Origin of the sequence: Prosthecobacter sp., assembly GCF_046154365.1 — a bacterium.
Lineage (GTDB): Bacteria > Verrucomicrobiota > Verrucomicrobiia > Verrucomicrobiales > Verrucomicrobiaceae > Prosthecobacter.
In genome coordinates, this window is the sequence record NZ_JBJXFV010000021.1 from 38,923 (window position 1) to 61,366 (window position 22,444).

At 59.9% G+C, this 22,444-nt stretch carries 23 protein-coding genes; 7 read left to right on the forward strand and 16 right to left on the reverse strand.

Features of this window, described 5'->3' with window-relative positions; genetic code table 11:
• Nucleotides 1-3: 3 nt before the first annotated feature.
• Together ACKVY0_RS02670 and ACKVY0_RS02675 are read right to left on the reverse strand one after the other, a co-directional pair.
• Entirely contained in the window at nucleotides 4-729 is a 726-nt protein-coding gene (locus ACKVY0_RS02670; RefSeq protein WP_409213242.1) for a 16S rRNA (uracil(1498)-N(3))-methyltransferase, read from the reverse strand.
• Between the two features lies 1 nt (nucleotide 730).
• Entirely contained in the window at nucleotides 731-2,020 is a 1,290-nt protein-coding gene (locus ACKVY0_RS02675; RefSeq protein ID WP_409213243.1) for an aminopeptidase P N-terminal domain-containing protein, read from the reverse strand.
• A gap of 71 nt (nucleotides 2,021-2,091) precedes the next feature.
• Between ACKVY0_RS02675 and ACKVY0_RS02680 the strand changes: the two genes are divergently transcribed.
• Complete coding sequence (locus ACKVY0_RS02680) at nucleotides 2,092-2,346, forward strand: UPF0175 family protein (protein ID WP_409213244.1); 255 nt, start codon at nucleotides 2,092-2,094, stop codon at nucleotides 2,344-2,346.
• Nucleotides 2,330-2,821: a DUF3368 domain-containing protein gene (locus ACKVY0_RS02685; RefSeq protein WP_409213245.1), complete on the forward strand. Its 492-nt coding sequence runs from the start codon at nucleotides 2,330-2,332 to the stop codon at nucleotides 2,819-2,821. Before ACKVY0_RS02680 ends, ACKVY0_RS02685 begins: the two co-directional genes overlap by 17 nt.
• Before the next feature lie 6 nt (nucleotides 2,822-2,827).
• On the opposite strand, the gene ACKVY0_RS02690 is transcribed toward ACKVY0_RS02685, so the two are convergent.
• From ACKVY0_RS02690 to ACKVY0_RS02705, 4 genes are all read right to left on the reverse strand, one after another.
• Nucleotides 2,828-3,787 (reverse strand): PDZ domain-containing protein, encoded by a 960-nt coding sequence (locus ACKVY0_RS02690; RefSeq protein ID WP_409213246.1) that lies wholly within the window; start codon nucleotides 3,785-3,787, stop codon nucleotides 2,828-2,830.
• A gap of 194 nt (nucleotides 3,788-3,981) precedes the next feature.
• Nucleotides 3,982-4,971, reverse strand: a complete 990-nt coding sequence (locus ACKVY0_RS02695; protein WP_409213247.1) for a S1C family serine protease — start codon at nucleotides 4,969-4,971, stop codon at nucleotides 3,982-3,984.
• Nucleotides 4,972-5,044: 73 nt separating this feature from the next.
• Nucleotides 5,045-5,614: a hypothetical protein gene (locus ACKVY0_RS02700; protein WP_409213248.1), complete on the reverse strand. Its 570-nt coding sequence runs from the start codon at nucleotides 5,612-5,614 to the stop codon at nucleotides 5,045-5,047.
• A gap of 53 nt (nucleotides 5,615-5,667) precedes the next feature.
• Nucleotides 5,668-5,817, reverse strand: coding sequence for a hypothetical protein (locus ACKVY0_RS02705; protein WP_409213249.1), 150 nt, complete (start codon nucleotides 5,815-5,817; stop codon nucleotides 5,668-5,670).
• Between the two features lie 125 nt (nucleotides 5,818-5,942).
• Here ACKVY0_RS02705 and lpdA point away from each other — a divergent pair, with 125 nt between their 5' ends.
• The 3 genes from lpdA (at nucleotide 5,943) to ACKVY0_RS02720 (ending at nucleotide 8,536) form a co-directional block, all read left to right on the forward strand.
• Nucleotides 5,943-7,319, forward strand: coding sequence for a dihydrolipoyl dehydrogenase (gene lpdA, locus ACKVY0_RS02710; RefSeq protein WP_409213250.1), 1,377 nt, complete (start codon nucleotides 5,943-5,945; stop codon nucleotides 7,317-7,319).
• Nucleotides 7,319-7,702 (forward strand): hypothetical protein, encoded by a 384-nt coding sequence (locus ACKVY0_RS02715; protein ID WP_409213251.1) that lies wholly within the window; start codon nucleotides 7,319-7,321, stop codon nucleotides 7,700-7,702. The genes lpdA and ACKVY0_RS02715 overlap by 1 nt, the downstream gene beginning before the upstream one ends.
• A gap of 360 nt (nucleotides 7,703-8,062) precedes the next feature.
• Nucleotides 8,063-8,536: a hypothetical protein gene (locus ACKVY0_RS02720; RefSeq protein ID WP_409213252.1), complete on the forward strand. Its 474-nt coding sequence runs from the start codon at nucleotides 8,063-8,065 to the stop codon at nucleotides 8,534-8,536.
• 593 nt (nucleotides 8,537-9,129) lie between these two features.
• On the opposite strand, the gene abc-f is transcribed toward ACKVY0_RS02720, so the two are convergent.
• Nucleotides 9,130-10,989, reverse strand: a complete 1,860-nt coding sequence (abc-f, locus tag ACKVY0_RS02725; RefSeq protein WP_409213253.1) for a ribosomal protection-like ABC-F family protein — start codon at nucleotides 10,987-10,989, stop codon at nucleotides 9,130-9,132.
• Between the two features lie 139 nt (nucleotides 10,990-11,128).
• On the opposite strand from abc-f, the gene ACKVY0_RS02730 reads away from it, so the two are divergent.
• Nucleotides 11,129-11,308, forward strand: a complete 180-nt coding sequence (locus tag ACKVY0_RS02730) for a hypothetical protein (RefSeq protein ID WP_409213254.1) — start codon at nucleotides 11,129-11,131, stop codon at nucleotides 11,306-11,308.
• 95 nt (nucleotides 11,309-11,403) lie between these two features.
• Entirely contained in the window at nucleotides 11,404-14,643 is a 3,240-nt protein-coding gene (locus ACKVY0_RS02735) for a tetratricopeptide repeat protein (protein ID WP_409213255.1), read from the forward strand.
• An 82-nt stretch (nucleotides 14,644-14,725) separates the two neighbouring features.
• On the opposite strand, the gene ACKVY0_RS02740 is transcribed toward ACKVY0_RS02735, so the two are convergent.
• The 9 genes from ACKVY0_RS02740 to ACKVY0_RS02780 form a co-directional block, all read right to left on the reverse strand.
• Nucleotides 14,726-15,835: a COX15/CtaA family protein gene (locus ACKVY0_RS02740; RefSeq protein WP_409213256.1), complete on the reverse strand. Its 1,110-nt coding sequence runs from the start codon at nucleotides 15,833-15,835 to the stop codon at nucleotides 14,726-14,728.
• A 117-nt stretch (nucleotides 15,836-15,952) separates the two neighbouring features.
• On the reverse strand, nucleotides 15,953-16,750 hold the full coding sequence (locus ACKVY0_RS02745) for a cytochrome c oxidase subunit II (protein WP_409213257.1): 798 nt from the start codon (nucleotides 16,748-16,750) through the stop codon (nucleotides 15,953-15,955).
• Nucleotides 16,751-16,765: 15 nt separating this feature from the next.
• On the reverse strand, nucleotides 16,766-16,969 hold the full coding sequence (locus ACKVY0_RS02750) for a hypothetical protein (protein ID WP_409213258.1): 204 nt from the start codon (nucleotides 16,967-16,969) through the stop codon (nucleotides 16,766-16,768).
• Between the two features lie 2 nt (nucleotides 16,970-16,971).
• On the reverse strand, nucleotides 16,972-17,178 hold the full coding sequence (locus ACKVY0_RS02755) for a hypothetical protein (protein WP_409213259.1): 207 nt from the start codon (nucleotides 17,176-17,178) through the stop codon (nucleotides 16,972-16,974).
• 18 nt (nucleotides 17,179-17,196) lie between these two features.
• On the reverse strand, nucleotides 17,197-17,523 hold the full coding sequence (locus ACKVY0_RS02760) for a cytochrome C oxidase subunit IV family protein (protein ID WP_409213260.1): 327 nt from the start codon (nucleotides 17,521-17,523) through the stop codon (nucleotides 17,197-17,199).
• Between the two features lie 19 nt (nucleotides 17,524-17,542).
• Nucleotides 17,543-18,898 carry a heme-copper oxidase subunit III gene (locus ACKVY0_RS02765; RefSeq protein WP_409213261.1) on the reverse strand — a complete coding sequence of 452 codons (1,356 nt, stop codon included), beginning with the start codon at nucleotides 18,896-18,898 and terminating at the stop codon, nucleotides 17,543-17,545.
• Nucleotides 18,899-18,933: 35 nt separating this feature from the next.
• Entirely contained in the window at nucleotides 18,934-20,883 is a 1,950-nt protein-coding gene (locus tag ACKVY0_RS02770) for a cbb3-type cytochrome c oxidase subunit I (RefSeq protein WP_409213262.1), read from the reverse strand.
• Nucleotides 20,884-20,904: 21 nt separating this feature from the next.
• On the reverse strand, nucleotides 20,905-21,699 hold the full coding sequence (locus ACKVY0_RS02775; RefSeq protein ID WP_409213263.1) for a carboxypeptidase regulatory-like domain-containing protein: 795 nt from the start codon (nucleotides 21,697-21,699) through the stop codon (nucleotides 20,905-20,907).
• 13 nt (nucleotides 21,700-21,712) lie between these two features.
• Nucleotides 21,713-22,441, reverse strand: coding sequence for a c-type cytochrome (locus ACKVY0_RS02780; RefSeq protein ID WP_409213264.1), 729 nt, complete (start codon nucleotides 22,439-22,441; stop codon nucleotides 21,713-21,715).
• Between the last annotated feature and the right edge of the window lie 3 nt (nucleotides 22,442-22,444).

Genomic DNA, 22,444 nt, shown 5'->3' on the forward strand with positions numbered 1-22,444 from the left:
GTGTTAACGCAACTCGTGCCCCAGAATCGCGAGCGTCGCGATGGCTGCAGTCTCAGCACGCAAGACCAGCGGGCCGAGCGTGATCGGCACAAAGCTCGCTGCGAAGGCTTGGGCTTCCTCTTCCGCGGTGAAATCACCTTCAGGGCCGATCAAGACGGCGATACTGTTTGGTTTCGATGACGGCATCGCATGTTTGAGCGTGCGGCTGTGTTCGCTGAGCGCGGGGATGAGTTTGAAGTCGGCGGCGAGCTTCAAACTGGCCGCAAAACTCACCGGAACCTTCAATTCGGGCAGAAATGGCGTGTGGCATTGCTTGGCGCTCTCGATCATGTGCCTGCGCCATTTGGCGAGCTTCTTTTCCGTCTGCGCGGCATCGAGATGGATGACGGTGCGCTCGGTGATGATGGGCTGAATGCTCGCAGCACCGAGTTCGACGGCTTTTTCGAGCAACCACTCGAAGGGCTCGGCTTTGATGAGCGCCGGGAGGAGATGAATCGCGGTCTGAAACGGCTTTGTGAGCGTTTCGGTGGTGATTTTGGCCTGCACTTCCGCTTTGGAGACGTGCGTGATCTCGCAGACGGCTACGCGGCCTGCACCATCGAATATTTCAATCGTGTCGCCGGGCTGCTTGCGCATGACGCGGCTGCAATGCTGCGCTTCATTGCCGGTGAGCATGAGATGAGGCTCGCGCCAATCGTTAGCGGGCAGATGGAAGCGTGGCAGCGACATGTCAGCGTTTCATCAGCGCCTCGATCTCCTCAGCCTCAATCGGGATATGGGCCATGAGGTCGATGTTTTCGTGTTCGCCGATGAAGATGTTGTTTTCGAGGCGGACGCCGAGTTTTTCTTCACGGATGTAGATGCCGGGCTCGACGGTGAAGACCATGCCGGGCTGCACGGGCTTCCACATGTGGCCGACATCGTGGACGTCGATCCCGAGCGGATGCGAGGTGCCGTGCGGGAAGTATTTTTTATACGCGGGCTTGTCGGGATCCTGCTTGGCGATGTCTTCTTGCGTGATCAAGCCGAGGCCGAGGAGTTCTTCCTGCATGAGCAGGCCGACCTGTTCCTGGTATTCGCGGATGATGACGCCAGGGCGCAGCATCCGGCAGCACTGTTTGAAGACGCGGAGGACGGCGTCATAGACCTGGCGCTGGCGTGTCGTGAATTTGCCGTTCACGGGGATGGTGCGCGTGAGGTCGGCGTTGTAGTTGCCGTAGTTGGCGGCCACATCGAGCAGCAGCAACTCGCCATCCTGACACTGGCAGTGATTCGTGATGTAGTGGAGCACGCAGGCATTGCCGCCGGTGGCAATGATGGGCGTGTACGCAAAGCCGCGACCACGCTGGCGGATGAACTCATGCGAAAGCTCGGCCTCGATCTCGAACTCATGCACGCCGGGCTGCACGAACTTCAGCAGGCGATCAAAACCATCGCCGGTGATGCGGATGGCTTCGTTGAGCGCCGTGATTTCATGCGGGCTCTTGATGACACGCAGCTCGTGCATGAGCTGCGCGAGGCGGCGGTAGTCGTGCAGCGGGTATTCCTGTTTGCAGCGGTGCGTGAAGCGTGTCTCACGTGTTTCGGTGGGAATGGTGGCGCGAGGATGCTCGTTCGAGTTTAAATAAACGTGATCTGCCTGGCACATGACGGCCCGGAACTGCGTCTCGAAGTCGGTGAGCCAATGCACGCGCTGGATGCCGCTGCGCTCCGTGGCCTGCTCTTTGGAAAGTTTTTCACCTTCCCACACGGCGATGGTCTCATTGGTTTCGCGCACAAAGAGCATCTCGCGCTGTTTGGGATCGGCGGCATCGGGATAGAGCACGAGGATTGTCTCCTCCTGATCGACGCCGCTGAGGTAAAACAGATCGCTGTTCTGGATGAAGGGCAGGGAGCCGTCTGCATTCGTTGGCAGCACGTCGTTGGCATTGAGGATCACGACGGACTGCGGCGGCAGCTTGGCGTAGAGGTGCTGGCGGTTGGAGATGAACAGTTCGGCGGGGAGTGGCTGGTAGCGCATGCCGGATATGGAGCGCAGGCGGGGAGAAAGGCAAATCTTGATGCGGAGGCAAGAAAGGGTAAACTGCGAGCATGAGCGTGACTCTGAATATTCCTGACGACGTAGTGGCGTCGCTGCCAGTGCCTGAACCTGAACGGCAGGGCTACCTGCTGAAGGAGATGGCCTGCATGCTCTATGCACGTGGCTTGATCAGCCTGGGCCGTGCGGCGGAAATGCTGGGGATGAGCAAGTTTGACTTCGGTTTGGAAGTGGGCAGCCGAGGAATCGCACGCCACTATTCAGAAGCCGATCTCGAAGCTGATCTTGCCTATGCTGGTGGTCAGTAATACCTCGCCGGTTTCCAATCTGGCCGTCATCGGCCAACTGGCACTTCTTCGCGATCAATTTGGGACGATCATCATCCCCGATGAGGTCGAAGTAGAGTTGAGTCGGTTACGACATCCACCTGCACAGCGTGAAATCGCGCAAGCTTTTGCTGATGGATGGTTGATCTCGATGGCCGTCCCAGCGCAGGCGCCTTCCCCTCTGCTATTGGACAAGCTGGATCAGGGTGAACGTGCAGCGATCCGACTGGCGCTGGAGTTGAAGGCAAACCGTCTGCTGATTGATGAAGCGGATGGCCGCTCGGTGGCGACATCACTCGGGGTTTCCATTACAGGCGTCGTGGGAGTTCTAATCGAAGCTAAAAAGCGCGGGCAGCTTGCCAGCTTGAAAGCCGAGCTTCATCGGTTGCGGCGTGAAGCGCGTTTTTTCATCAACCCGCTGTTAGAATCTCGTGCGCTGGCCGCTGCGGGCGAATGAGTGCGCTTACTCCGCCAGCACCGCCTTCGGCGGATGGCGATCTGCCTTGATCCACTGCTGCGCCTCGGTCCAAAAAGCTTCGACGGGCAGAGCAAACGTGGTGACGCGATCGACGCGGGCGATGTTGATGCCGACGACCTTGCCTTCGAGCGTGGCGACAGGGCCGCCCATGTCGGTGGGGAGGAGCGGGATGTCGTGCTGGAGGACTTCGGGGAAGTTGTCGGTGCGCAGGGAGATGCCGCCGTTGGCGAAGTCCTCGCCCTCCCAGTTTTGCAGCACCTTGGTGCGGCTGGCGAGACGGACTCGGCAGGTTTCTTCCTTGTCTTTGCGCAGGTAGCGAACCTCGACGACTTCGCCGGGCTGGCGCTTGTTGACGATGTCATGCACCTGCCGGAACTGCGCGACGGTTTCGCTGGCGATGGCGAGGAGGACGTCGTTCTCCTGCAAGCCGGCGGCTTCGGCGGGGCTTTCGCTGGCGATGCCGATGATGCGCACGCCTTTGTCTCCCAGCGCCGGTTTTTCTGCCATGCGGATGCCCAGTGCAGCGCCGGTGCCGGGAATGCGGCGGATGCGGGCGCTGACCGTGCCGATGCGCGGCTCTTTGCCTGTCTCGGCAACGCTGCAGAGCCACTGGCCCATCGTGAGAGGTCGTGCCGCACCGAAAGAAACCGCCCGCAGGCCGGTGACGCCGACGGCTTGGGCGAGAACGAGGTCGAGGCTGGTCTCGCGATGAATCTCACGCAGATCGGTGATGCGCCCGTCGCAGAACTTGATGCGTGCTTTGCCGAGATCGGGTACCTCGCTGGCTTTGATCAGAACATAGCCGTCCTCACCGACGATGGTGGCGGCACAGATCGCACGGCCGAGCAGGCTCTCGATGCGTGCGGCGCAGGCGGTAGTGAGCGGTTTGAGTTTTTCGACGGCTGCGAGGGTGTGTTTGCCGTTCGTGCGCTGATCCGGCGGCAACGTGGGGCGTGGGGATTCGGCTTGGAGAGAGGTGGAAAAAAGGCTCAACAGCAAACTGGCACCAACGAGGATGCGGCCACGTTTTGGAGTGCTCCAGCCCTCTGGAGCTTTTCGCAGGCCAACAACTGCTCGAAAGCGCCGGAGGGCCGGCGCACTCCAGGACGCTGTCGCGGCTCTTGTTTGCTCGGGGTGCGTCACTGCCCTTCCTCCTGTGGTTTCTGGGCGAGTTTGACGGGCACGATGCGCTCTTTGCCGTTGTTGCGGAGTTTGAGCAGGATGGTGTCGCCAGCAGCCCGGGCACGCACGGTGGCGGTGAATTGCGGTTGGTCGGTCATGGCATTGCCGTTGAGGCCAATGATGACATCACCGGCATGGATGCCGGCTATTTGCGCGGGCGAGCCGTCGATGACATCGGCCACTTCGAGTTCCGCATCGTCGCTCATGCGCGTGGCGACGCCAAGATAGCCGCCGGCACCGATGCCCCACGTTTTGATGACCTGTGATTTCTGCATGGCTTCCCACGAGCGCAGGAAAGGAGCCATGGAGACATGGACGTTTTGATCGCGGTTCTCCCAAATCTGGCTGTGGATGCCGATGACCTCGCCTTGGAAATTGAACAACGGGCCGCCGGAGTCGCCGCCCATCAGCACGCAGTCGGTGTGCAGGCTGTTGGCGGTTTGTTTGACGATCTTGCCCACGCGCAGCACCGGGCCGCGTGATTTGTCGTAGCCGCCGGGATGGCCAAGCGCGAAGCACCACTCGCCGGGCTGCGCTTTGACGACCTCGCGGCTGAGATGGACGAAGGGCCACGGTTTGTCACGTTTTTTGAGCTGTGCCAGCGCGGCGTCGGTGGTCTTGTCCATGCCGAGCGATTTGGCCGTGGTCACGCTGCCGTCTTCCAAAATGATCCGCATGTCCTTGCCGGGGCCGTTGGGGACGTGCGCGGCGGTGAGCAGCAGGCCCTCGGGCGAAATGATCACGCCACTGGCCGTGCCGCCACCGGTCTGAATGGCGACGAGTGCCGGGCGCACCTGTGGCAGGAGTTTCTGCACGGCGCTTTGCACCTTGAGGAGCGCGGCGATGTCGGTCTTTGGTGCTTTCTCCGCGTTCTGACGTTGCTCTGCTGCACGAAGCTGCCCGACGAGCAGAATCGAGGTGAGGAGAAGGCAGAATGACGTGTGCATTTGAATCAACGAGGAACCAACGGCCCAACAGCATGAAAGTTGCCAGACGTGGGCGTTCTATTCAAGATAAGTCTCACTCATCGTCGGCGGGCTGCCACAGCCGCGTGGCCGCAGGCAGCAGCGCTGATGAACCGGGCGGCACCAGGGCAATGACGAGGTCCACGGGGATGATCACGCCGTCGAGATCACGGCGGAAATTCCGCGCATGAGCATCGGTCACGAGAATCCCGTCTCGCTGGCGATACCACGTCACGCCATGCACCTCGGGATTGATGATGTGCGCGTCATCCACGCGCACGAAGCCGTGTGCGGTGAAGAAATCCTCGGCATCCTCCAGCGTGGCAGGCAGATTTTCATCTTCGGGAATGAACGGCTGCTCCACCGCCATCTGCGGATCACGGTCAGTGCCGGTGACTTTGCCGAGGTAATGCGTGCGCATCCCGAAGACATCCGTCATCACGGCCCAGCGGCGCAGATACTCGGAGGGCAGCGCCGCACGCATCATCAGGCGTGTTTTGTTTTGGAACGTGCGCGGATCGAGCAGCTTGGTTTCATCCATGATGCGCCCGTAAAAGCCGGGCAGCGTGTGCTTGACGACCTTGCCGAGGCCTTCCGAGCCAAAGATGGCATGCTCCCCACCCACCCCGATGACATCGAATGGTGGCGGTGGGGAGTCTGCTTCGGCTTGCAGTCGCGTCAGCTCACCTTCGCGGGCGGCGTGGAGCGGCTGCTGTGAATGCCGGCCAAAATGGATTTGCGCATCTGCTCCCGCGAGACGCGTGGCTGATTGGAGCAGATCGCGAACAACTTTTTTGGGTCCGTGATGATGATGGCTTTCGGTTTCATGGTGGTGGAAATTACGTTCTGCCACTCCTCCGGTCAATCTGGCATGCGAAGGGGGAATCTGCGGTTGAATACGGGGCTTGGCTGCGCTTCTCTCGACCCTCACACCCCCAAAAAACATTTCTCTCATGAACTACGATCTCATCGTCATCGGCGGCGGGCCTGCGGGCTACGTCGGAGCCATTCGCGCAGCGCAACTCGGTAAAAAAGTGGCCTGCGTCGAAAATGACCGCGCTGGTGGCACCTGCCTGAACTGGGGCTGCATTCCGACGAAGGCGCTGCTGAAAAACGCTGAGCTGTACCACACTCTCACGCACCGCGCGGAGGAGTTTGGTCTCAAGATCGGCAGCATCGAGTATGACTGGTCCAAAGTGATCGGCCGCAGCCGTGGCGTGAGCGACAAGCTCAACAAGGGCATCGAATTCCTCTTCAAGAAGAACAAGGTCGATTACCTCCGTGGCACCGCCAGCATCCCCGCCGCCGGTAAAGTCGAAGTCACCGCTGCCGACGGCAAAAAAGAGACGTATGACGCCGCGAACATCCTCATCGCCACCGGCGCCAAGACACGCGACATGCCCGGCTTTCCCTTCAACGGTACCACGGTCATCGGCAGCAAAGAAGCCATGATGTTAGAGAAGCAGCCGAAGAGCATCATCGTCATCGGCGCAGGTGCCATCGGCATTGAGTTCGCCTACTTCTTCAACGCCTACGGCACGAAGGTCACCGTGGTTGAAATGCTGCCCGACGTTTTGCCCGTGGAAGACACCGAAGTCAGCAAGACCCTCGAAAAAAGCCTCATCAAGTCCGGCATCCGCATCCTGACCAACACCAAGGTCACCAAGACCAGCGAGGACGGCAAAGGCGTCAAAATCACCGTCGAAGGTGCTGCCAATGAAACGCTTGAGGCCGACGTTTGCCTCGTCGCCATCGGCGTGAAGCCCGTGCTGCCCGGCGGCATCGAGATCAAGCTCACCGACCGCGGCTGGCTGCAAACCGACGAGCGCTATCAAACCTCCGTCAAAGGCATCTACGCCGCTGGCGACATCATCGGGCCACCGTGGCTCGCGCATGTCGCCAGCTACGAGGCGGTGCAGTGCGTCGAAGGTCTCTTCACCAAGCACAAGCCCAAGAAAGTCGGCGTCTTCCCCGGTTGCACCTACTGCCACCCGCAAGTCGCCAGCATTGGCCTCACCGAGCGCGCCGCGAAGGAAAAGGGCCTCAAATTCAAGATCGGCAAGTTCCCCTACGCCGCCAGCGGCAAGGCCCTCGCCGCCGGAGAGCCCGAAGGCTTCGTCAAGATCCTCTACGGCGAACCGCACGGCGAAATCATCGGCGCACACATCATCGGCAGCGAAAGCACCGAGATGATTGCCGAGATCGGCCTCGCCATGAATCTCGAAGCCACCTGGGACGAAATCGAAGCCACCATCCACGCCCATCCGACGCAGTCCGAGATGGTCAAGGAGGCCACCGAAGTCGCCAAGGGGCATCCGATTCATGTGTGATGAAGTTTCTCGCTTGGTTGGTATTCTCCCTCGCTGCGTTGTGTTCCTGCACGACGCAGCATTCCTACCCCAAGGCCGTTTACGGTGACCCGGTTCCAAGCTCCATCGCTGTGACCGTGGGTGGCGGCTTTTTGTTTCGAGGTACCTATCATCTCCCGAAAGGGACTCGGCTCGGGTTGTTGTTAGATGTCGCCAAAGTCTTGCCGTCTGCCAAGGATTTGCGATCAGATGGGGCGGTGATGCAGATGGTTCCATGCAGCGTCCGCTCTGCGAGTGGCAAGTACAAAGCCAACGCAGACTTCGACAAAATAACGAAGCCAGAATTTCGCGATTTTGTGCTTCGGGATGGTGATGAAGTAGCCTTCTTCGCATGGAATTTCTGAGCAGCCAAACTCGGCTGCTCAAGACCAATAACGGTCTTGCGTCATGCAGCCCAGGGTTGCGCGAAGCGCTACCCTGGGAATCGCGATGAAACCCGCGCGCGATTCAGTGTGAACCCCAATGGGGTTCCGTCCGTCCTCGCAGGGCGGTGGACGCTCGGGTGACGGAACCGCGTTGCGGTTCGATGCGGCCCGGGTTTGGATGGACCAACTCTCCCAGGGGAGCACTCGCCGAGGCTCGGCACCCCTGGGCTGCATGACGGAAGCCCGTTGGGCTTCATGAAGAGGGTAATCTGCCAGCGTTGCGGAATGCAGCGTTGCGGAATGCTTGACGCCTGAGGATGAAACTCTCAGGATGCGGGCATGGCATCAAATCATCAGCTTTTGGAGGCGCTTGCGAGGTTGGAGGCACAGTTGCTGGCTGACTTTGAGGCGGTGCGGCGGATTCGGGTGCTACTGACGGGGAATCCGGCGGCGGGTGCGCTGGCGGCCTTGCTGCCGGTGGCGGGCAGCCCAGCAGCGCCGCCGGTGACTCCCGAGGCACCCATCTTGGCAGAGCAGGCAGCGCCAGCGCCGACTAATCCCCAGAAGGAGATCAAAGATGTGCGGGTGGCGGTGCGGGAGGTGGTGGCGGGGCTGACGGGAGCGTTTGGCATCGGGGAGGTGAAGAAGCAGTTGCGCGTGCAGCATTACCGCCGGTTTGCCGACGGCTCGATCCGGATGGCGCTCAAACGCATGGAGCAGGCCGGCGATCTGGCGTTGGCCTCCCAAGGCAGCGGACGAGCAGGCAACAAATACACAACGACAACGAAAACTCAGCCGGCTTCGGCTGAATAATGCCTTTAAAAGGCTTAATTGCGCCTTTATGGCCACGATTGGCCGATAAATAGCCTCAACTTGCGCATTATTCGCTCCGACTTATGCATTTTTCATCCCGACGCGTGCAGTCCGTGCCTTGACGAAATGATTCCGCGCCTTGACGAAAGCGTTCTTCGCCTGAAGCATTCATTCCGTCGGGCCACTGAATGCTTTCTTCGCCCCGAAGAATCAATTCGTCGGCAGGATGAATGCATTTTTCGTAGCGCATAATGCTCTCCTTGCCACACGGAATCGTCAAGCGGAGGCGCAGAATGCGCATGTAGGGGCACGGAATGCACGAGAAAGGGCACATATCGGCGAAGAGCATGGACCACGCGCTCACGTCCAACCGCATCACCCTTCCGTCCCCCCGCAGATACGCATCCCTCACACACCGATCAGCAAAAACCTGCGCTGGATGAGGAGTTGGTGCATCACGAAGAGAAGATTGGGCCTGCTTCTTGACGAGCCTAGCAGCCGGAAGTGTCGTTGCACCGCACCGAGCAGGAAATCGGCGCTTTCGATGCAAGCGCCTCTATCCCTGACCTCGCGGTCGATTTGATTTGAGCGTCTCAAGCAGTTGCTGCTGCATTGAGCTTCTCCAGCTCCTCCGCCGCCTTCTCCCATTCGCTGGTGAATTTGGGGATCTTGGTCTCGACGGCTTCGAGTTCGGCGCTGAGGACGCGGAACTGGGCGGCGTCGGCATAGGTCGCTTCTTCTTGGAGGAGATTGACGATCTCGTGCCTGCGCTTGTCGAGCGTGGCGAGTTCCTGCTCGATTTTGAAAATGCGCAGGTCGAGTTCTTTCTTGGCTTTGCTGAAAGCATTGCGGGCATCGGCTTCGGCACGGCGCTGCTGCTTGCTTTTGGCCGGTTCACGCACGGTGGGAGCGGTCCAGGTGGTTGGCTGGGCGTTGTGCAGCGTGGCGGTCAAGGCCTCGCGGGCGGAGCCGGACTTGGTTTTGTCGAGGTAGTATTGATAATCCCCGGCGTAAGGCGTGATGACGCCGGCGCTGACGTGCAGGACTTGCTTGGCCATCTGGCGGATGAAGTGAACGTCATGGCTGATGAAGACGAGCGTGCCTTCGTATTGCTCCAACGCGCCGATGAGGGCGTCGATGCTGCCCATGTCGAGATGCGTCGTCGGCTCGTCCATGAGGAGGAAGTTCGGCGGATCGAGCAGCAGGCGCACGAGCACGAGACGGCTCTTTTCACCACCGCTGAGCACGCCGACGGGCTTGAAGACATCGTCGCCGTGAAACAGGAACGAGCCGAGCAGAGTGCGGCACATGTTTTCGCCAGGACGGCTGGGCAGGTCCATGGCGGACTGCAGCACGGTGTGGCGCATGTTGAGCACATCGCCGCGATACTGGGCGAAGTAGCCGAGTTTGACGTTGTGGCCGAGTTCGCAGGCTCCGGCCTGCGGCGTGAGGGCACCGGCGAGCAGTTTGAGCAGCGTGGATTTACCGGCGCCGTTCGGGCCGACGAGCACGGTGCGCTCGCCACGTTCCATTTCGAGATTGAGGCTGCTGTAAACGGGCTGCGTGCCATAGGCGAAATCAACGTCCTTCACGCGGATGACACGCTGACCGCTGCGAATCGGCTGTGGGAAGCGAAACTTGACCGTTTTGGCATCGGCGACGGGCGCTTCGACTTTTTCGATGCGGTCGATCATCTTGGCCTTGTCCTGCGCACGGGAGGCGAAGTTGGCCTTGGCTTTGAACTTGTCCACCCAGGCCTGCATCTTGGCGAGTTCGCGCTGCTGGTTATCGTAAGCGCCCTGCAACTGCTCGGCACGCGCGGCTTTCTCGCGCAGGTAGTTGTCGTAGTTGCCGACGTAACGGGTGATCTTGCTGTGGGCGATCTCGAGGATGCTGTCGGTGAGCGCGTTCAGGAACTCACGGTCATGCGAGATCATGAGGATGGCGCCCGGATAGCCCTGGAGATAATTCTGGAACCAGATGAGCGATTCGAGGTCGAGATGGTTCGTCGGTTCATCGAGCAGCAGCAGATCCGGCTCCTGCACGAGCAGTCGCGCCAAATGCGCGCGCATCACCCAGCCGCCGCTGAGCGTGCGGGCGTTGCGCTCGAAGTCGGATTCACGAAACGCCAGGCCGCTGAGGATGCGTTTGGCCTTCGGCTCCACTTCCCAGCGGTGATCCTCGTCCACATGACCGGTCGCCAACTCCAGCACCGTCACATCCTCAATCGGCGCACTCTCCTGCGGCAGGAAGCCGAAGCTGATGCCGCGCTCCATGACCACCTGACCATCATCCGGCGTGGTATCCTGAAGCAGGAGCGAAAACAACGTCGATTTGCCGGCGCCGTTCGGGCCGATCAGGCCGATTTTCTCGCCACGGTTGATGTGAAACGACACCTGGCTGAACAAGGTGCGACCGGCGTAGGTTTTACTGACATTGGAAACGGAGAGCATGGGGAAAGGGGCGCGCACAGTGCCCCTGATTCGTGCCATGTCGAGCGTGCAGGCGCGGTGACGGTGGCTAGACGACAAGCCGGCGAAGATTGTGCTGCGGTTCGACGCCTACTGCACCTATCATCGGCTCGGCACGTTCGTGATCGGCTCTGACCTCGAAGACAAGGTCCACACCGTGAAGATCGAGATTCACCCCGAGCAGCCGGACAAGGCGGCGACCCTGGCGAAAAACGGTAACAAGATCGACAAGCCCGAGCGTTTCAATGGAACGGCCTGTTATCCCGGTGCGTGCCTGCTGGTGGGCGATGTCGTGAAGTAAAGCTGGATTGAGGGAGGTTTGAATCCTGATTCAGCACCTCAATTGCGGGGGCAGCCAGATGATTCTGAAAATCATAGAATGGCTGCCACTCTCGTATGACCAACGAACCCGCCCGCATCGAGCAACTCTTCAATGCAGCGCTCCAACGTGCCAACCATATTGAGCGCCATGTCTTTCTCAGCGGAGCCTGTGGGAACGACACGGCGCTGTGGAACGAAGTTTGGGACCGGCTGCGCAGCCGTCCTGAAACGCGGGGCAGATCACACAAATCCCGAGTGATCAAGGTGTCAAAATCTCCTCCTCATGCCGCTGCTCCTGAAAAGCCGGGCGACATGCTTGGCCCCTACCGGCTGCTGCAGATCACCCATGAAAACACCTGCGGCGTGAGGTGGATAGCGGAGCGAAACCAGAGCGTGGCGGAGTTTGTGGCGATCAAAGTCGTGGCGGCGGCACCGGCCAATGATTTTTTGATTCGCTACGAGGCGCAGAAGCACGCGCTGGCGCTGCTGGACCACCCCAGCATCGCCAAACCACAAGCCTGCGGCATGACGCCGGGCGGCAATCCGTATCTGGTCACGGAACTGATCCATGGGGAACCGATCACGCAGTTCTGTGACGACCAAAAGCTGCCGCTGCTGCTGCGTGTCCGGCTGTTCCTGCAAGTCTGCGACGCCATCCAGCATGCGCATCAAAAAGGCGTGGTGCATGGCGATCTCAAGCCCAGCAACCTGCTGGTGATGTGGGGCGACGACGGCCAGCCGTTGCTCAAGATCACCGACTTCGGCATCGTGAAGGCATTGAACCACACGCTCGTCACTCCCAGCGGGTGGCTGCGCACGCCTGCCGCCTACTTGTCCCCGGAACATGTTGGCACGGGCGGCATTGATGCTCGCAGCGACATCTATGCCCTGGGCATGCTGCTTTACGAATTGCTCACGGGCCGGCTGCCGTTTGCGACACCGAGGGAAACGGCAGAGCATCTGGAAGACATCAAACGGCTGGTGTGCGAAGCGCCCAAACCGAAGCCGTCGGACTGCTTGCGCACGCTGCCCAAAGCACAGCTTACCGGGATCGCCCTGAGCCGTCAGGTGGAGAACGCGCAGATCGTCGCGCTGATGGAAGAGCACTTCGACGGGATCGTGATGCGAGCCTTGGAAAAGAATCCGTTGGAGCGCTATACGACGGCCAGCGCGCTGGCGAACGACTTCCAACGCTACCTGACGGAAGCGGCAGCGATGGAAGAGCCGCCACGCATGCAGGGTTCGACCGTGGGCAACTTCGTCAGCGAACACCGGAGCCTATTCGCATTGGCAGCGGTGCTGGTGCTGACACTGACCGTCGGGATGATGTGCGCTGGCTGGCTGTTGCTGCAAAGGAAGCAGGATGAGACCAGGGTGGCGGCCAAGAAGAAGCTCGAGTCGCATTCCATGACGGCACAGTTTCTCCAGGAAATGTTTGGCGCACTGACACCGGAAAAAGTGAAGGGTCACGACACCACGTTGCTGAAAAACATGCTGGATGAGGCCGCCGAACACCTGGACACGCTGGCGGAAAACCCGGAGGCTGGTGCGCGGACGCAGGAAACGATCGGGCTGACGTATCTGGCACTGTCGCAGCCAGTCGATGCACAAAAGCAACTGCAAGGAGCGCTGGACAAGCGAAAACTCGCGCTCGGTGGCGAGCATCGTGACACGCTGCGCTCCATGAAAGATCTGGCGACCACTTTGAAGGAACAAGGCCGGTATGCGGACGCGGAAGGCATGCTTCGCCATACACTGAATGCCCAGCAACGTGCGTTAGGCCCGGAGCATCTCGACACGTTTGTCACGATCACCGTGCTGGCGGCAGTGTGTGACGCGCAGGAGAAGCATCTGGAGGCCGAGACTTTGTTTCTGAACCTCTGGCAGGTGCAGAAGCGCGTACTCGGCCCAGATCATCTCGAAACACTGGCGACCCTGAGCAATCTGGCGACGTCATACACAGGCCAGGGCAGGTTTGCCGAAGCGATGAAGCTGCGTGGCGAGCATTTGGAAGCGATGCAGCGGGTGCAGGGCAAACGCGGTCCGCAAACGCTGGTGTCCATGACCATCAACGCCGAGGCCTGCGAGGCGGGCGGCATGCCCTCGGAGGCGGAGAAGCTATATTTCGGTGCGCTGGAGATCATGAAACAGACGCTCGGCATGGAGCATCCTGACACACTGGCGCAACTGGACCGGACGGCGCTGGTGCTGGGCCGCCGTGGACGGCATGAGGAAGCTTTGAAACTGCATCGCCAAAGTCTGGCGGCCAAACAGCAGGTGTTCGGGGTCCAGCACCCGCAAACACTGCTCTCGATGAAATGTGTGGCGGATGAGTATGAGGCCCAAGGTAACCGGGCCGAGGCGGAAACGAGCCAACTGCAGGTGTTGGAGATCTTGAAAGCCGCCTTCCCTCCCGAACATCCTGAAATCCTCTTCCAGATGGACAACGTCGCAGATGTCTATGACCACCACGACAAGCATGCGGCGGCCGTGGCTTTGCGTCAGCACACCTTGGAGGTGAGGCAGCGCACGTTGGGCAGCAGTCATCCGCAAACGCTCCACTCCATGCAGATGTTGGCGAAAGCGTATGACGCGGATGGCAAGCCGGCCGAGGCGGAGACGCTGCAACTGCAAACCTTGGATGCCATGAAGACCGCGTACGGCGCAGGCGATCCTGATGTTCTTGCCCAAATGCGTGTCGTGGCACTCATGCACGACCGTCATGGCAAGCATGCGGAGGCCGAAAGCATGTACCTGCAAATGCTGCAAATTCAGCAACGCGCACTCGGAATCGAACACGCCGACACGCTCGGGACCATGACCGGTCTAGCGGGGACGTATCATCAGCAGGGCAAAGTCGAAGAGGCGGAAAAAGTGTACCAGCAGGTGCTGGAGATTCAGCGCAAGCACAGCACTGCCGATCCGGCCGCCCTTGCGGATGCCGCAGCAAATCTGGGGTGTTTCTGGCTGCAGGCCGGAAAATTTGCCGAAGCCGAAGTCGTCCTGCGTGAATCTCTTGAGCTGCGAATCACGCACAGCGCGGATCACTGGCTGCGTTTCAGTGCCGAGAGCATGCTGGGCGGTGCTTTGCTGGGCAAGCAGGCATTCGCCGAGGCCGGAACATTGTTACGCTCCGGTTACGCGGGCTTGAACGAACGCATGAGCACCATTCCTGAGGACGCCCGACATTATCTTCGCGAGGCTCTCGAACGTCTCGCCCAATACACCGAAATCACCGGCGGCGTGGCCCAGGCAGCCGCATGGAAGCAACAGCTCGCGGCGTTCGATCAACCCCGGCAGGGCGGCGGCCAGTGAGCCTCCGACATCCTTACCGCAGGGAAAACTCAGTGATCCAGTTCTGCTCTGCGGCCGTCCAGCCTCTGCGGTTCAATCCAAATTAACCGCAGAGTCTGGACGATCGCAGAGGCTCATTGACGTTCCCATCGACTGCCGATTCAGAGCGGCAGAATCCGTCACCCCAGAAGGTGGCGACAAGCAGGCTGCTGAGAGCGATGAGCGCGAGGCCGTTGAGAACGTGGAAGTTGGTGACCCAGAAGCTTTTGCCAGTGAGGATGACGAAGATGCCGAGGGCGACCTGGAGCGTGGGCATGAACATGAGCAGTGTGGGGACAACGCGCATCTGCGGCAGTGTGGCAAGCCAATGACGTGAGCGCACAGCGACGAAGATGATGAGCAAAGCGACGGTAAAGCCCCAAAATTTGTGGGCGAAGAGCAGAAACACATCGGGCGGCGAGAACGGCGGCAGCCACTGGCCCTTGGTGGTCAAAATATCGCTGGCAGCGAGATGCGTGCGCTGCGTGTGCCGCAAGGTGGCACCGAGCACGAGCTGGCCGAAGACGCAGAGGAACAGGGCGAGCGTCCAGAAGCGCGCTTTGGCAAGTTCTTTGACGCTGAGAACGACCCGACCTTCGGTCCAAGTCCGTGATGAGGCGAAGGCGATGAAGACGAGCAGGCAATAGAAGAGCTGGCCGAGTGTGCCATGGGTAATGCCCAGCGGATCGGACATTTTGAGCACGCGCAGGCCACCGAGTGATGCTTGGAACACCACGAGCAGCAGCGCGAGCGTGGTCAGGCCACGCAACAAGGGCCAGCGCTGGCTGTACCATTTCAAGATGAGCCAGGCGAAGCCGAGGAAGGCGATGAACGCGGCGGTGTTGAGTGATCCGAGGTAGATCAGCACCAGAAAGCCGATGGAGCAGAGGAGGATGCCGACGCCTTCAACCAGACCCGGTTTGAACTTGGCAAACTGCCAGTAGTACATGCCGAGGACGAGGAAACCGATGGTGGTGGCGAGCCAGCGATGGCCGTGTTCAAGCAGCAGCGCAGGCACTTTGTACCAGCCTTCAGGATTGATCCTGCCGTAGCACAGCGGCCAGTCGGGAACGGCAAGACCGACATCCTCCGTGGTCACCGCAGCGCCCCACCAGATGAGCACGATGCCGACGGCGAGCGTGAGCAGCGAGTAGCGGTGGAACGCGCGGTTCATGGGGGTGAGGGCGCTGAGTGTAGTGGGGAATAAGTGCTCAGTTCTCAGTGCTCAGTGCTCAGTAACTTGGCACTGAGCACTGTGCACTTGGGTGCGCCGGCCGATTTTGCGGTCGAACTACTTCGCGGCAGGCGCAGCAGCAGCGTCCGTGATCTTCTTGAGCGCGGCGGCGGACTGCTCTTTGGCCCAGTCGTCGTATTCCTTGGCTTCAACGACTTCGATGTTGGCCTTCATCTGAGCATGGCCCGGACCGCAAAGCTGACCGCAGATGACGTCCCAGGTGCCGGTCTTGGTGGGTTTGAACCACATGTGGCTCTTGGTGCCGGGAATGGCGTCCTGCGCGGCACGCATGGAAACAATGGCGAGATTGTGGATCACGTCCTTGGTGGCGACATCGACGATGACGGGGCGGCCCACGGGAAGCTTCATCGTGCCGGGATTGACGAAGTCGTCCTTGCCGTTGGGATCGTGCAGATCTTTGCCGGTGGTGTTGGTGGCACCATCGACATAGCTGAGGTGCCAGGTGCTGAGCATCATGTCAGCTCCCGGATACTGGAAGTTCCAGAGGAATTTTTCGCCCAGCGCACGCATGCGGATGGTGTCGGGGGAGGTGGGATATTCATCGGCCTGACGGGCCCAAAGTGGAAAAGCGAAGCCGAGGAGCAGGATGGCCTCGACGATAGCGACGCCGATTTCGATGTGGGTCGTGGCATGGCCGCGGAAGCCATGGTAGTCGGCCTGCTTCGATTTGGTGTTACGGAAGCGCCAGAAGGCGATGACCAAGTAGGCGCTCCAGCCGATGAACAGCACGAGCATGAACCAGTGGACGAAGCCGAGCATGTGATCGACGAGGCCGCCATGTTCGGAGGCGTTCGGGGTTTGACCCATGAAGACGTTGATTGAATCGGGTTTCATAAAGGAAAGGGGCGGCTAGGCAGGTGTGGCGGAAGTTTGCGCGTGCTGGCGCTGGCGGCGGACCATGGAGAGGACGATGCCGGCGGCGCAGGTGAACATGAAGGCGAGGACGCCGAGCAGAAAGAGGATGGCAAAGCCCTGCGCCTGGCCGATGAGGCTGCCTTTGTCACCCATGCAGGTGGCGCAGGCGAGGATGGAGGATGGAAGCGCAGGAAGCATGATCAGACGATGATGGTGCGCATTTTTTTGACCAAGTACCAGACGCCATAGGCCAGTAATACCAGACAAAGGATGCCCGCGTAGTTTTTGAGGCCAATGGCTCCAGCACGTGCGGCGTCCTCGGGCATGAAGTGCAGCCACAGCCAGAACCCGGCATCGCACAAGATGGCGAAGCCGAGGAAGACGAGGTGGAAGTACTTGAGGGACATGAGCGGCGGTGCGCGAGGCTATTCGACTGGATTGTAGAAGCCGGGAAACTCCAGCGGATCGCCGTGGGAGAAAATAAACAGCAGGAACAAGGCGAGAACAAAGACGACGGTGAAGGCGAGCACCTTGTAGATGAGCGGGCGCTCGTGGCTGAGATGCATGAAGATCAACGCCACCAGCGCGGCCTTGATGGTGGCGAGGATCATGCCGACGATGATGTTCAGGCTGTGCGTCGGCAGCTCGACATAGGAGAGGCCCACCGTGAGGCCGCTAAAGACGATCAGGATGAACCCAATGATGAAGTACCATTTGATCGATTTTTGGATTGCTTCGACGTTGTCAGCCATGGCGTGAAAAGGTGAGGGATTACAGGAGGTAGAGGAGCGGGAAGAGGAAGATCCAGACGAGATCGACGAAGTGCCAGAACAGGCCACCGACTTCGACACGGTTGGCGAGATGCTCGGGGTCTTGCTTGAGGCGCTTGTTGTCAAAGCAGAGGAAGTAGGCCAGCACCAGCGCCCCAATGACGACGTGCGCACCGTGCAGGCCGGTGAGCGTGAAGTAGATGGCGTAGTAGGTGTTCAGCTTCGGCGTGAAGTTGGAGAAGAAGGTGATGTCCTTCTTTTCGAGAATGACGGTGGGGTGATGGGCCTCGCCATGCTCACCACCGTGTGCGGCAGGCGCATGAGCTTCAGCGCCGTGCTTGGTGCCTTCGCCGTGTCCGGCACCTTCTGCGGGTGGCGTGACGGAATGGATTTTGTAGAACAACGACTCCTTCTGGAGCGTGGCAGACCTGGCTTTGTCGCGCGTGGGGTAACTCTTCTCGAACTCGGCGATATGATGCTCACGGTTGGCAACGAAGGCCTTCTGCCATGCTGGGAGGTAGCGGTGGTCGAAAGCGAGGGAGTTGTCAGGCTGTGCGACTCCGCGCGCGTCGATGCCATCGACTTCGAGGGTCATCTTGTCGTCGATGAGCTTGCCGGTGGCGATGGTGCCGTCACGGAACGTGATGGTGGTGTCGGTGTAACCGAAAATCTCGGAGGGCTTGGCGGCGAATTTAACCGGAGCGGTGGCAGTGAGCTTGAAGGTGCCTGCACTTTTCTTTTCAGCCTCGGCTTTCTTGAGCGCTGCGGCGCGAAGTTCAGCGAAGGTGGCCTTGTCGAGCGTGACTTCCTTGCCATCCTCGGTTTTGAACTTGGGTGCCGTGCCTTCGATGTAAGGGAGCACATAACCGACGGGATCGGCGGTGACGGCGCTGTTTTTGAGCGGAATGGTGATCGCCAACTCCGTCGCATCGCCAAACTTCACCTGATAACCATGCGGCAGATGGCCGGTGAGGAAGGTGCCGTCGGAAAGCTTCACGGCGTAGTGAGCGAACTTGGCCTTGTACTCCAAGGTTTTGTTGAACATAAACACGCCGGCGCACAACACGGTGATGGCCATGTTGATGCGGTACCAGCCGAACTTGCGCAGCTTCAGCATGGCCCAGGCCATGACGACGGTGACGGAAGAAGCGATGAGCACGACGGTGTTGATGAAGCCGAGCGTGACATCGAGATCATGCACGGGCCACGGATAGTCGGCACCGATGCGGAGGAAGATGTAGGCGGAGAACAGACCGCCGAAGAGCATGACTTCCGAGGCGAGGAAGAGCCAAATGCCGATCTTGGCGTTGTAGAGACCGGTGTCAGGCCGGGCGTGAACGGTGTAGGGGATGTCCATTGAAGTAGTCGCGGTGCGCGGTTTTCAGTTCGCGGTTAGTGGTGGGCCAGCACTTTTTCAGCCGGGACGGGGACGGGCTTGCCGGGTTCGGATTCCCACTGCGGGTAGAAGTCGGTGTTGTGACCAGGAACGCTGTATTCATACGGTCCACGATGCGCGACGGGGTCAAAGAGGAAGTTGCCATGCGGCGGCGGCGTGGGCGTGGCCCATTCCAGTGTGGTGGCATCCCAGGGATTGTCGCTTTCGATCTTCTTGCCGCCCTTGATGCTGAACCAGAAGTTGATGATGAAGGGCACCTGACCGAGGGCGAGGATGAACGCGCCGATGGACATGACCACATTGAGCGAAAGCATGTTGTCCGGGATGTCGAAACCGAGGAAGGCGCCGATCTTGTGCGTCAGTGTGGTTGTCCAGTGAGTGAAGCTGGCGGTGTTCTCGAAGTATTTGCCGCCGTCATACCAGCGGCGGTGGAAGCCGGCCATGCCCTGCACAAGCATCGGCGCGAAGACGAGGTTCATGCCGATGAGCGAAGGCCAGAAGTGCCATTTGCCGAGCCGGTCGTTCATGAAACGGCCCGTGACCTTCGGGAACCAGTGATAGATGCCGGCAAAGAGGCCAAAGATGGTGCCGGGGGCGACGACGTAGTGGAAGTGGCCGATCACGTAATAGGTATCGTGCAACGCGAGGTCGATGAAGGTGAACGCAAGCGGCAGACCGGTGAGACCACCGATGCCGAACATGGGCAGGAAGGCACAGGCGAAGAGCATCTGCGTGTTGAAGCGGATGGAACCACCCCACAGCGAGATCATCAAGCATGTCAGCAAGATCACTGACGGCACCGAGATGAGCACGGTGGTGATCTGGAAGTAGGTGGACATCATCGTGCCCATGCCAGTGAGGTACATATGATGCGCCCAGACCAGGAAGCTCAGGAATCCGAGCGTAAGCACGGAATAGACCATCGACTTGTAGCCCCACAGCGGACGGCGGGTGTTGCACGGGATGACTTCGGTGAGAATGCCGAAGGCAGGCAGGATCAGCACGTACACTTCAGGATGCGCCAGGAACCAGAACAGATGCTGGTAGAGCAGCGGATTGCCGCCACCGGAGATGTCGAGGTGCTTGCCGCCTTCCATCAAACCGGTCGGCAGGTAGAATGAGGAACCGAACACGCGGTCGGAGAGCTGCAAAATGGCGGCGACTTCGAGCGGCGGGAAGGCCAGCAGGAGCAGGAAGCCGATCACGAACATTGCCCAGGTGAAGAAGGGCATTTTCATCCAGCCCATGCCCTTGGTGCGCAGATTGATGGTCGTGGCGATGAAGTTGACCGAGCCGAGAAGCGAGGCGGAGATGTTGAACACCATGCCGGTAAGCCACCAGGTGTGGCCGTGCTGCCAGACATTGGTCACGCCGATGTTGGCGGTCGATGCCAGCGGCGAATACATCGTCCAGCCGGTCTGCACCGGGCCGGTGCCGACGAAGAAGCTGTACACCATGATCACGCAACTGATGAAGAAGAACCAGTAGCTCAGCATGTTCAGGCGTGGGAACGCCATGTCGATGGTGCCGATCTGGAGCGGCATGACGAAGTTGCCGAAAGCGGCGAAACCAAGTGGCACGATGCCGAAGAACACCATGATCGTGCCGTGCATGGCACCGAGCATATTGTAGAGTTCACCATTGAGTGAGCCGTCCACATTGAGCCAGCGGCCAAACATTTCCTCAAACACCCAACTGATGCCAGGAATCGCACGAATCGCCTCCACGGCCGGAACTGGCACGCCGGGATAGGCGATGCTCCAGCGCATGAGCAGCATGAGGAAGAAGCCGAACAGCAGGAAAATCAGACCGCTGAGGCCATACTGGATGCCGATGATCTTGTGGTCGGTGGACCAGATGTATTTCCGCAAAAAACTCGGCTCGTGATGATCGTGCGCAGCGTCATGCGCGTGATCGTGATCGTGGGGGATGGCGGCGGCACTCATGGGAGGTTCAAAGTTTCAGGTTCAAAGTTGAAAAGCATTCCCGAAATCGAAGTCGAAATCGGCGGTGGCTTTGCCGTCACGCACGGTGACGGTCTTGGAGACGCTTTGTGAAAACTGCGGGTGCCAGGCTTCGACGACGTAATCGCCGTCAGCGAGAGCACGATTGATGACGAAACGGCCATCAGCGGCGGAAACGGCGGTGTGAATGCCTGCGTGGACAAACACCCAGGCGTTCATCCAGCGATGCACATCGCATTCGAGGCGGTAGATGCCGGCAACATTGAAGACCTTCGTGTTTTCATCGCCACGCGACGGCTGGCCGAGGTTGTCGATGTTCTCGCGTGTTTCACCTGCGTGCCGGGCGATGCGGATGTTGTGGAAGGTGAGGTCGCTGTTGTGAAAACGGACTTTCTGTCCGGGCTGGATCGCAATCGTGTGCGGCACAAACTCGCAGTTCGTTTGATCGATGAGCGGCGCCGTCGTTGGCAGGTTGCTGGCACGCTGGCTACCGCGCACGGTGATCACGGCATCGGCCAGAGCACCATCAGCGGCGACACGCCAGGTTGAATCAATGATGTCGCCATGCCCGGTGCAGAAGGGATTGCCACCGACATCGACGACCTTGCGCAGTTTGGCAGCGTCAGCGCCTTTGAGCGTCACTTTGCCGGTGATGCTGGGCGTTTCGGCGATTTGAACTGCCGGTGTGAGGACGACAGTCTCGGGAGCTTTGCCACAACTCACGTTCGCGATCAGCATGACGGCTCCGAAGGCAACCCAAGGTGCCTGGCGGGAGACGGTTTGCTTTACACGGATCATTGTGGGTTCAGAATTACTTGGCTGCGGGCGCTGCTGCGGCTGCCGCAGAGGCTCCAGGACCGGCGGGGATTTCACCGGGGACATTCTTTTCGGCGAAAGGCTCGAGTTCGGTGATGGTCCACTGTGAGGCACGCTTTTCTTCGTCGCGCACCTTTTGCACCATCTCTTTTGTGATCATGGTGGCTTCATTGCCCCAGGAATTACGCACAAAGGTCAGCACGTTCGCGAGATCCTGAGAAGACATCGTGCCACCGAAGGGCTGCATGCCGCCGGGGGTGTTGAAGCCCTGGCCGTTGACCGTCACCGGGCCGGTCAGACCGTGCTGCACGATGCGAATAAGGCGCTCGGTACCACCGAGAACATATTCAGACTTAACAAGAGGCGGAAACTGGCCCGGAAGACCGCCACCGTTGCCCTGATGACAGCCACCGCAGACGGCATAGCCGCTGGCACCTTTTTTCATCGCAAGTGCGAAAGGATCAAGCGCATCACCCGCACCACCACCACCTGGGCGTGGGTCGCCACCGCCACTGATGACGGCGAAGGGATTGCTGACATCGAAGCTCCAGCCGCCGGTCATCGGGCCAAGCTGGCCGCCGGCGATGATGGCAACGAACATGAGCAGAAACATCGCCCACAACGGCGCTGGCTGGCTTTCGGGAGCGAGATCGGCCTTCTCGCGCTTCACGGCGGAGTGGAGGCGATCAAGATCGGTGCTGTCGGGATGGGCGGAGGCGCTCATGGG

Bases quoted from the DNA above. Each gene is read 5' to 3' on its own strand.
- ACKVY0_RS02740 (WP_409213256.1), bottom strand. From the start codon at position 15,835: ATGAACCGCGCGTTCCACCGCTACTCGCTGCTCACGCTCGCCGTCGGC.
- abc-f (WP_409213253.1), bottom strand. From the start codon at position 10,989: ATGCTCTCCGTTTCCAATGTCAGTAAAACCTACGCCGGTCGCACCTTG.
- ACKVY0_RS02685 (WP_409213245.1), top strand. From the start codon at position 2,330: ATGCTGGTGGTCAGTAATACCTCGCCGGTTTCCAATCTGGCCGTCATC.
- ACKVY0_RS02680 (WP_409213244.1), top strand. From the start codon at position 2,092: ATGAGCGTGACTCTGAATATTCCTGACGACGTAGTGGCGTCGCTGCCA.
- ACKVY0_RS02670 (WP_409213242.1), bottom strand. From the start codon at position 729: ATGTCGCTGCCACGCTTCCATCTGCCCGCTAACGATTGGCGCGAGCCT.
- ACKVY0_RS02745 (WP_409213257.1), bottom strand. From the start codon at position 16,750: ATGAAACCCGATTCAATCAACGTCTTCATGGGTCAAACCCCGAACGCC.
- ACKVY0_RS02780 (WP_409213264.1), bottom strand. From the start codon at position 22,441: ATGAGCGCCTCCGCCCATCCCGACAGCACCGATCTTGATCGCCTCCAC.
- ACKVY0_RS02720 (WP_409213252.1), top strand. From the start codon at position 8,063: ATGGCATCAAATCATCAGCTTTTGGAGGCGCTTGCGAGGTTGGAGGCA.
- ACKVY0_RS02695 (WP_409213247.1), bottom strand. From the start codon at position 4,971: ATGCACACGTCATTCTGCCTTCTCCTCACCTCGATTCTGCTCGTCGGG.
- ACKVY0_RS02705 (WP_409213249.1), bottom strand. From the start codon at position 5,817: ATGAAACCGAAAGCCATCATCATCACGGACCCAAAAAAGTTGTTCGCG.
- ACKVY0_RS02715 (WP_409213251.1), top strand. From the start codon at position 7,319: ATGAAGTTTCTCGCTTGGTTGGTATTCTCCCTCGCTGCGTTGTGTTCC.
- ACKVY0_RS02760 (WP_409213260.1), bottom strand. From the start codon at position 17,523: ATGGCTGACAACGTCGAAGCAATCCAAAAATCGATCAAATGGTACTTC.
- ACKVY0_RS02770 (WP_409213262.1), bottom strand. From the start codon at position 20,883: ATGAGTGCCGCCGCCATCCCCCACGATCACGATCACGCGCATGACGCT.
- ACKVY0_RS02755 (WP_409213259.1), bottom strand. From the start codon at position 17,178: ATGTCCCTCAAGTACTTCCACCTCGTCTTCCTCGGCTTCGCCATCTTG.
- ACKVY0_RS02775 (WP_409213263.1), bottom strand. From the start codon at position 21,699: ATGATCCGTGTAAAGCAAACCGTCTCCCGCCAGGCACCTTGGGTTGCC.
- ACKVY0_RS02735 (WP_409213255.1), top strand. From the start codon at position 11,404: ATGACCAACGAACCCGCCCGCATCGAGCAACTCTTCAATGCAGCGCTC.
- lpdA (WP_409213250.1), top strand. From the start codon at position 5,943: ATGAACTACGATCTCATCGTCATCGGCGGCGGGCCTGCGGGCTACGTC.
- ACKVY0_RS02765 (WP_409213261.1), bottom strand. From the start codon at position 18,898: ATGGACATCCCCTACACCGTTCACGCCCGGCCTGACACCGGTCTCTAC.
- ACKVY0_RS02675 (WP_409213243.1), bottom strand. From the start codon at position 2,020: ATGCGCTACCAGCCACTCCCCGCCGAACTGTTCATCTCCAACCGCCAG.
- ACKVY0_RS02750 (WP_409213258.1), bottom strand. From the start codon at position 16,969: ATGCTTCCTGCGCTTCCATCCTCCATCCTCGCCTGCGCCACCTGCATG.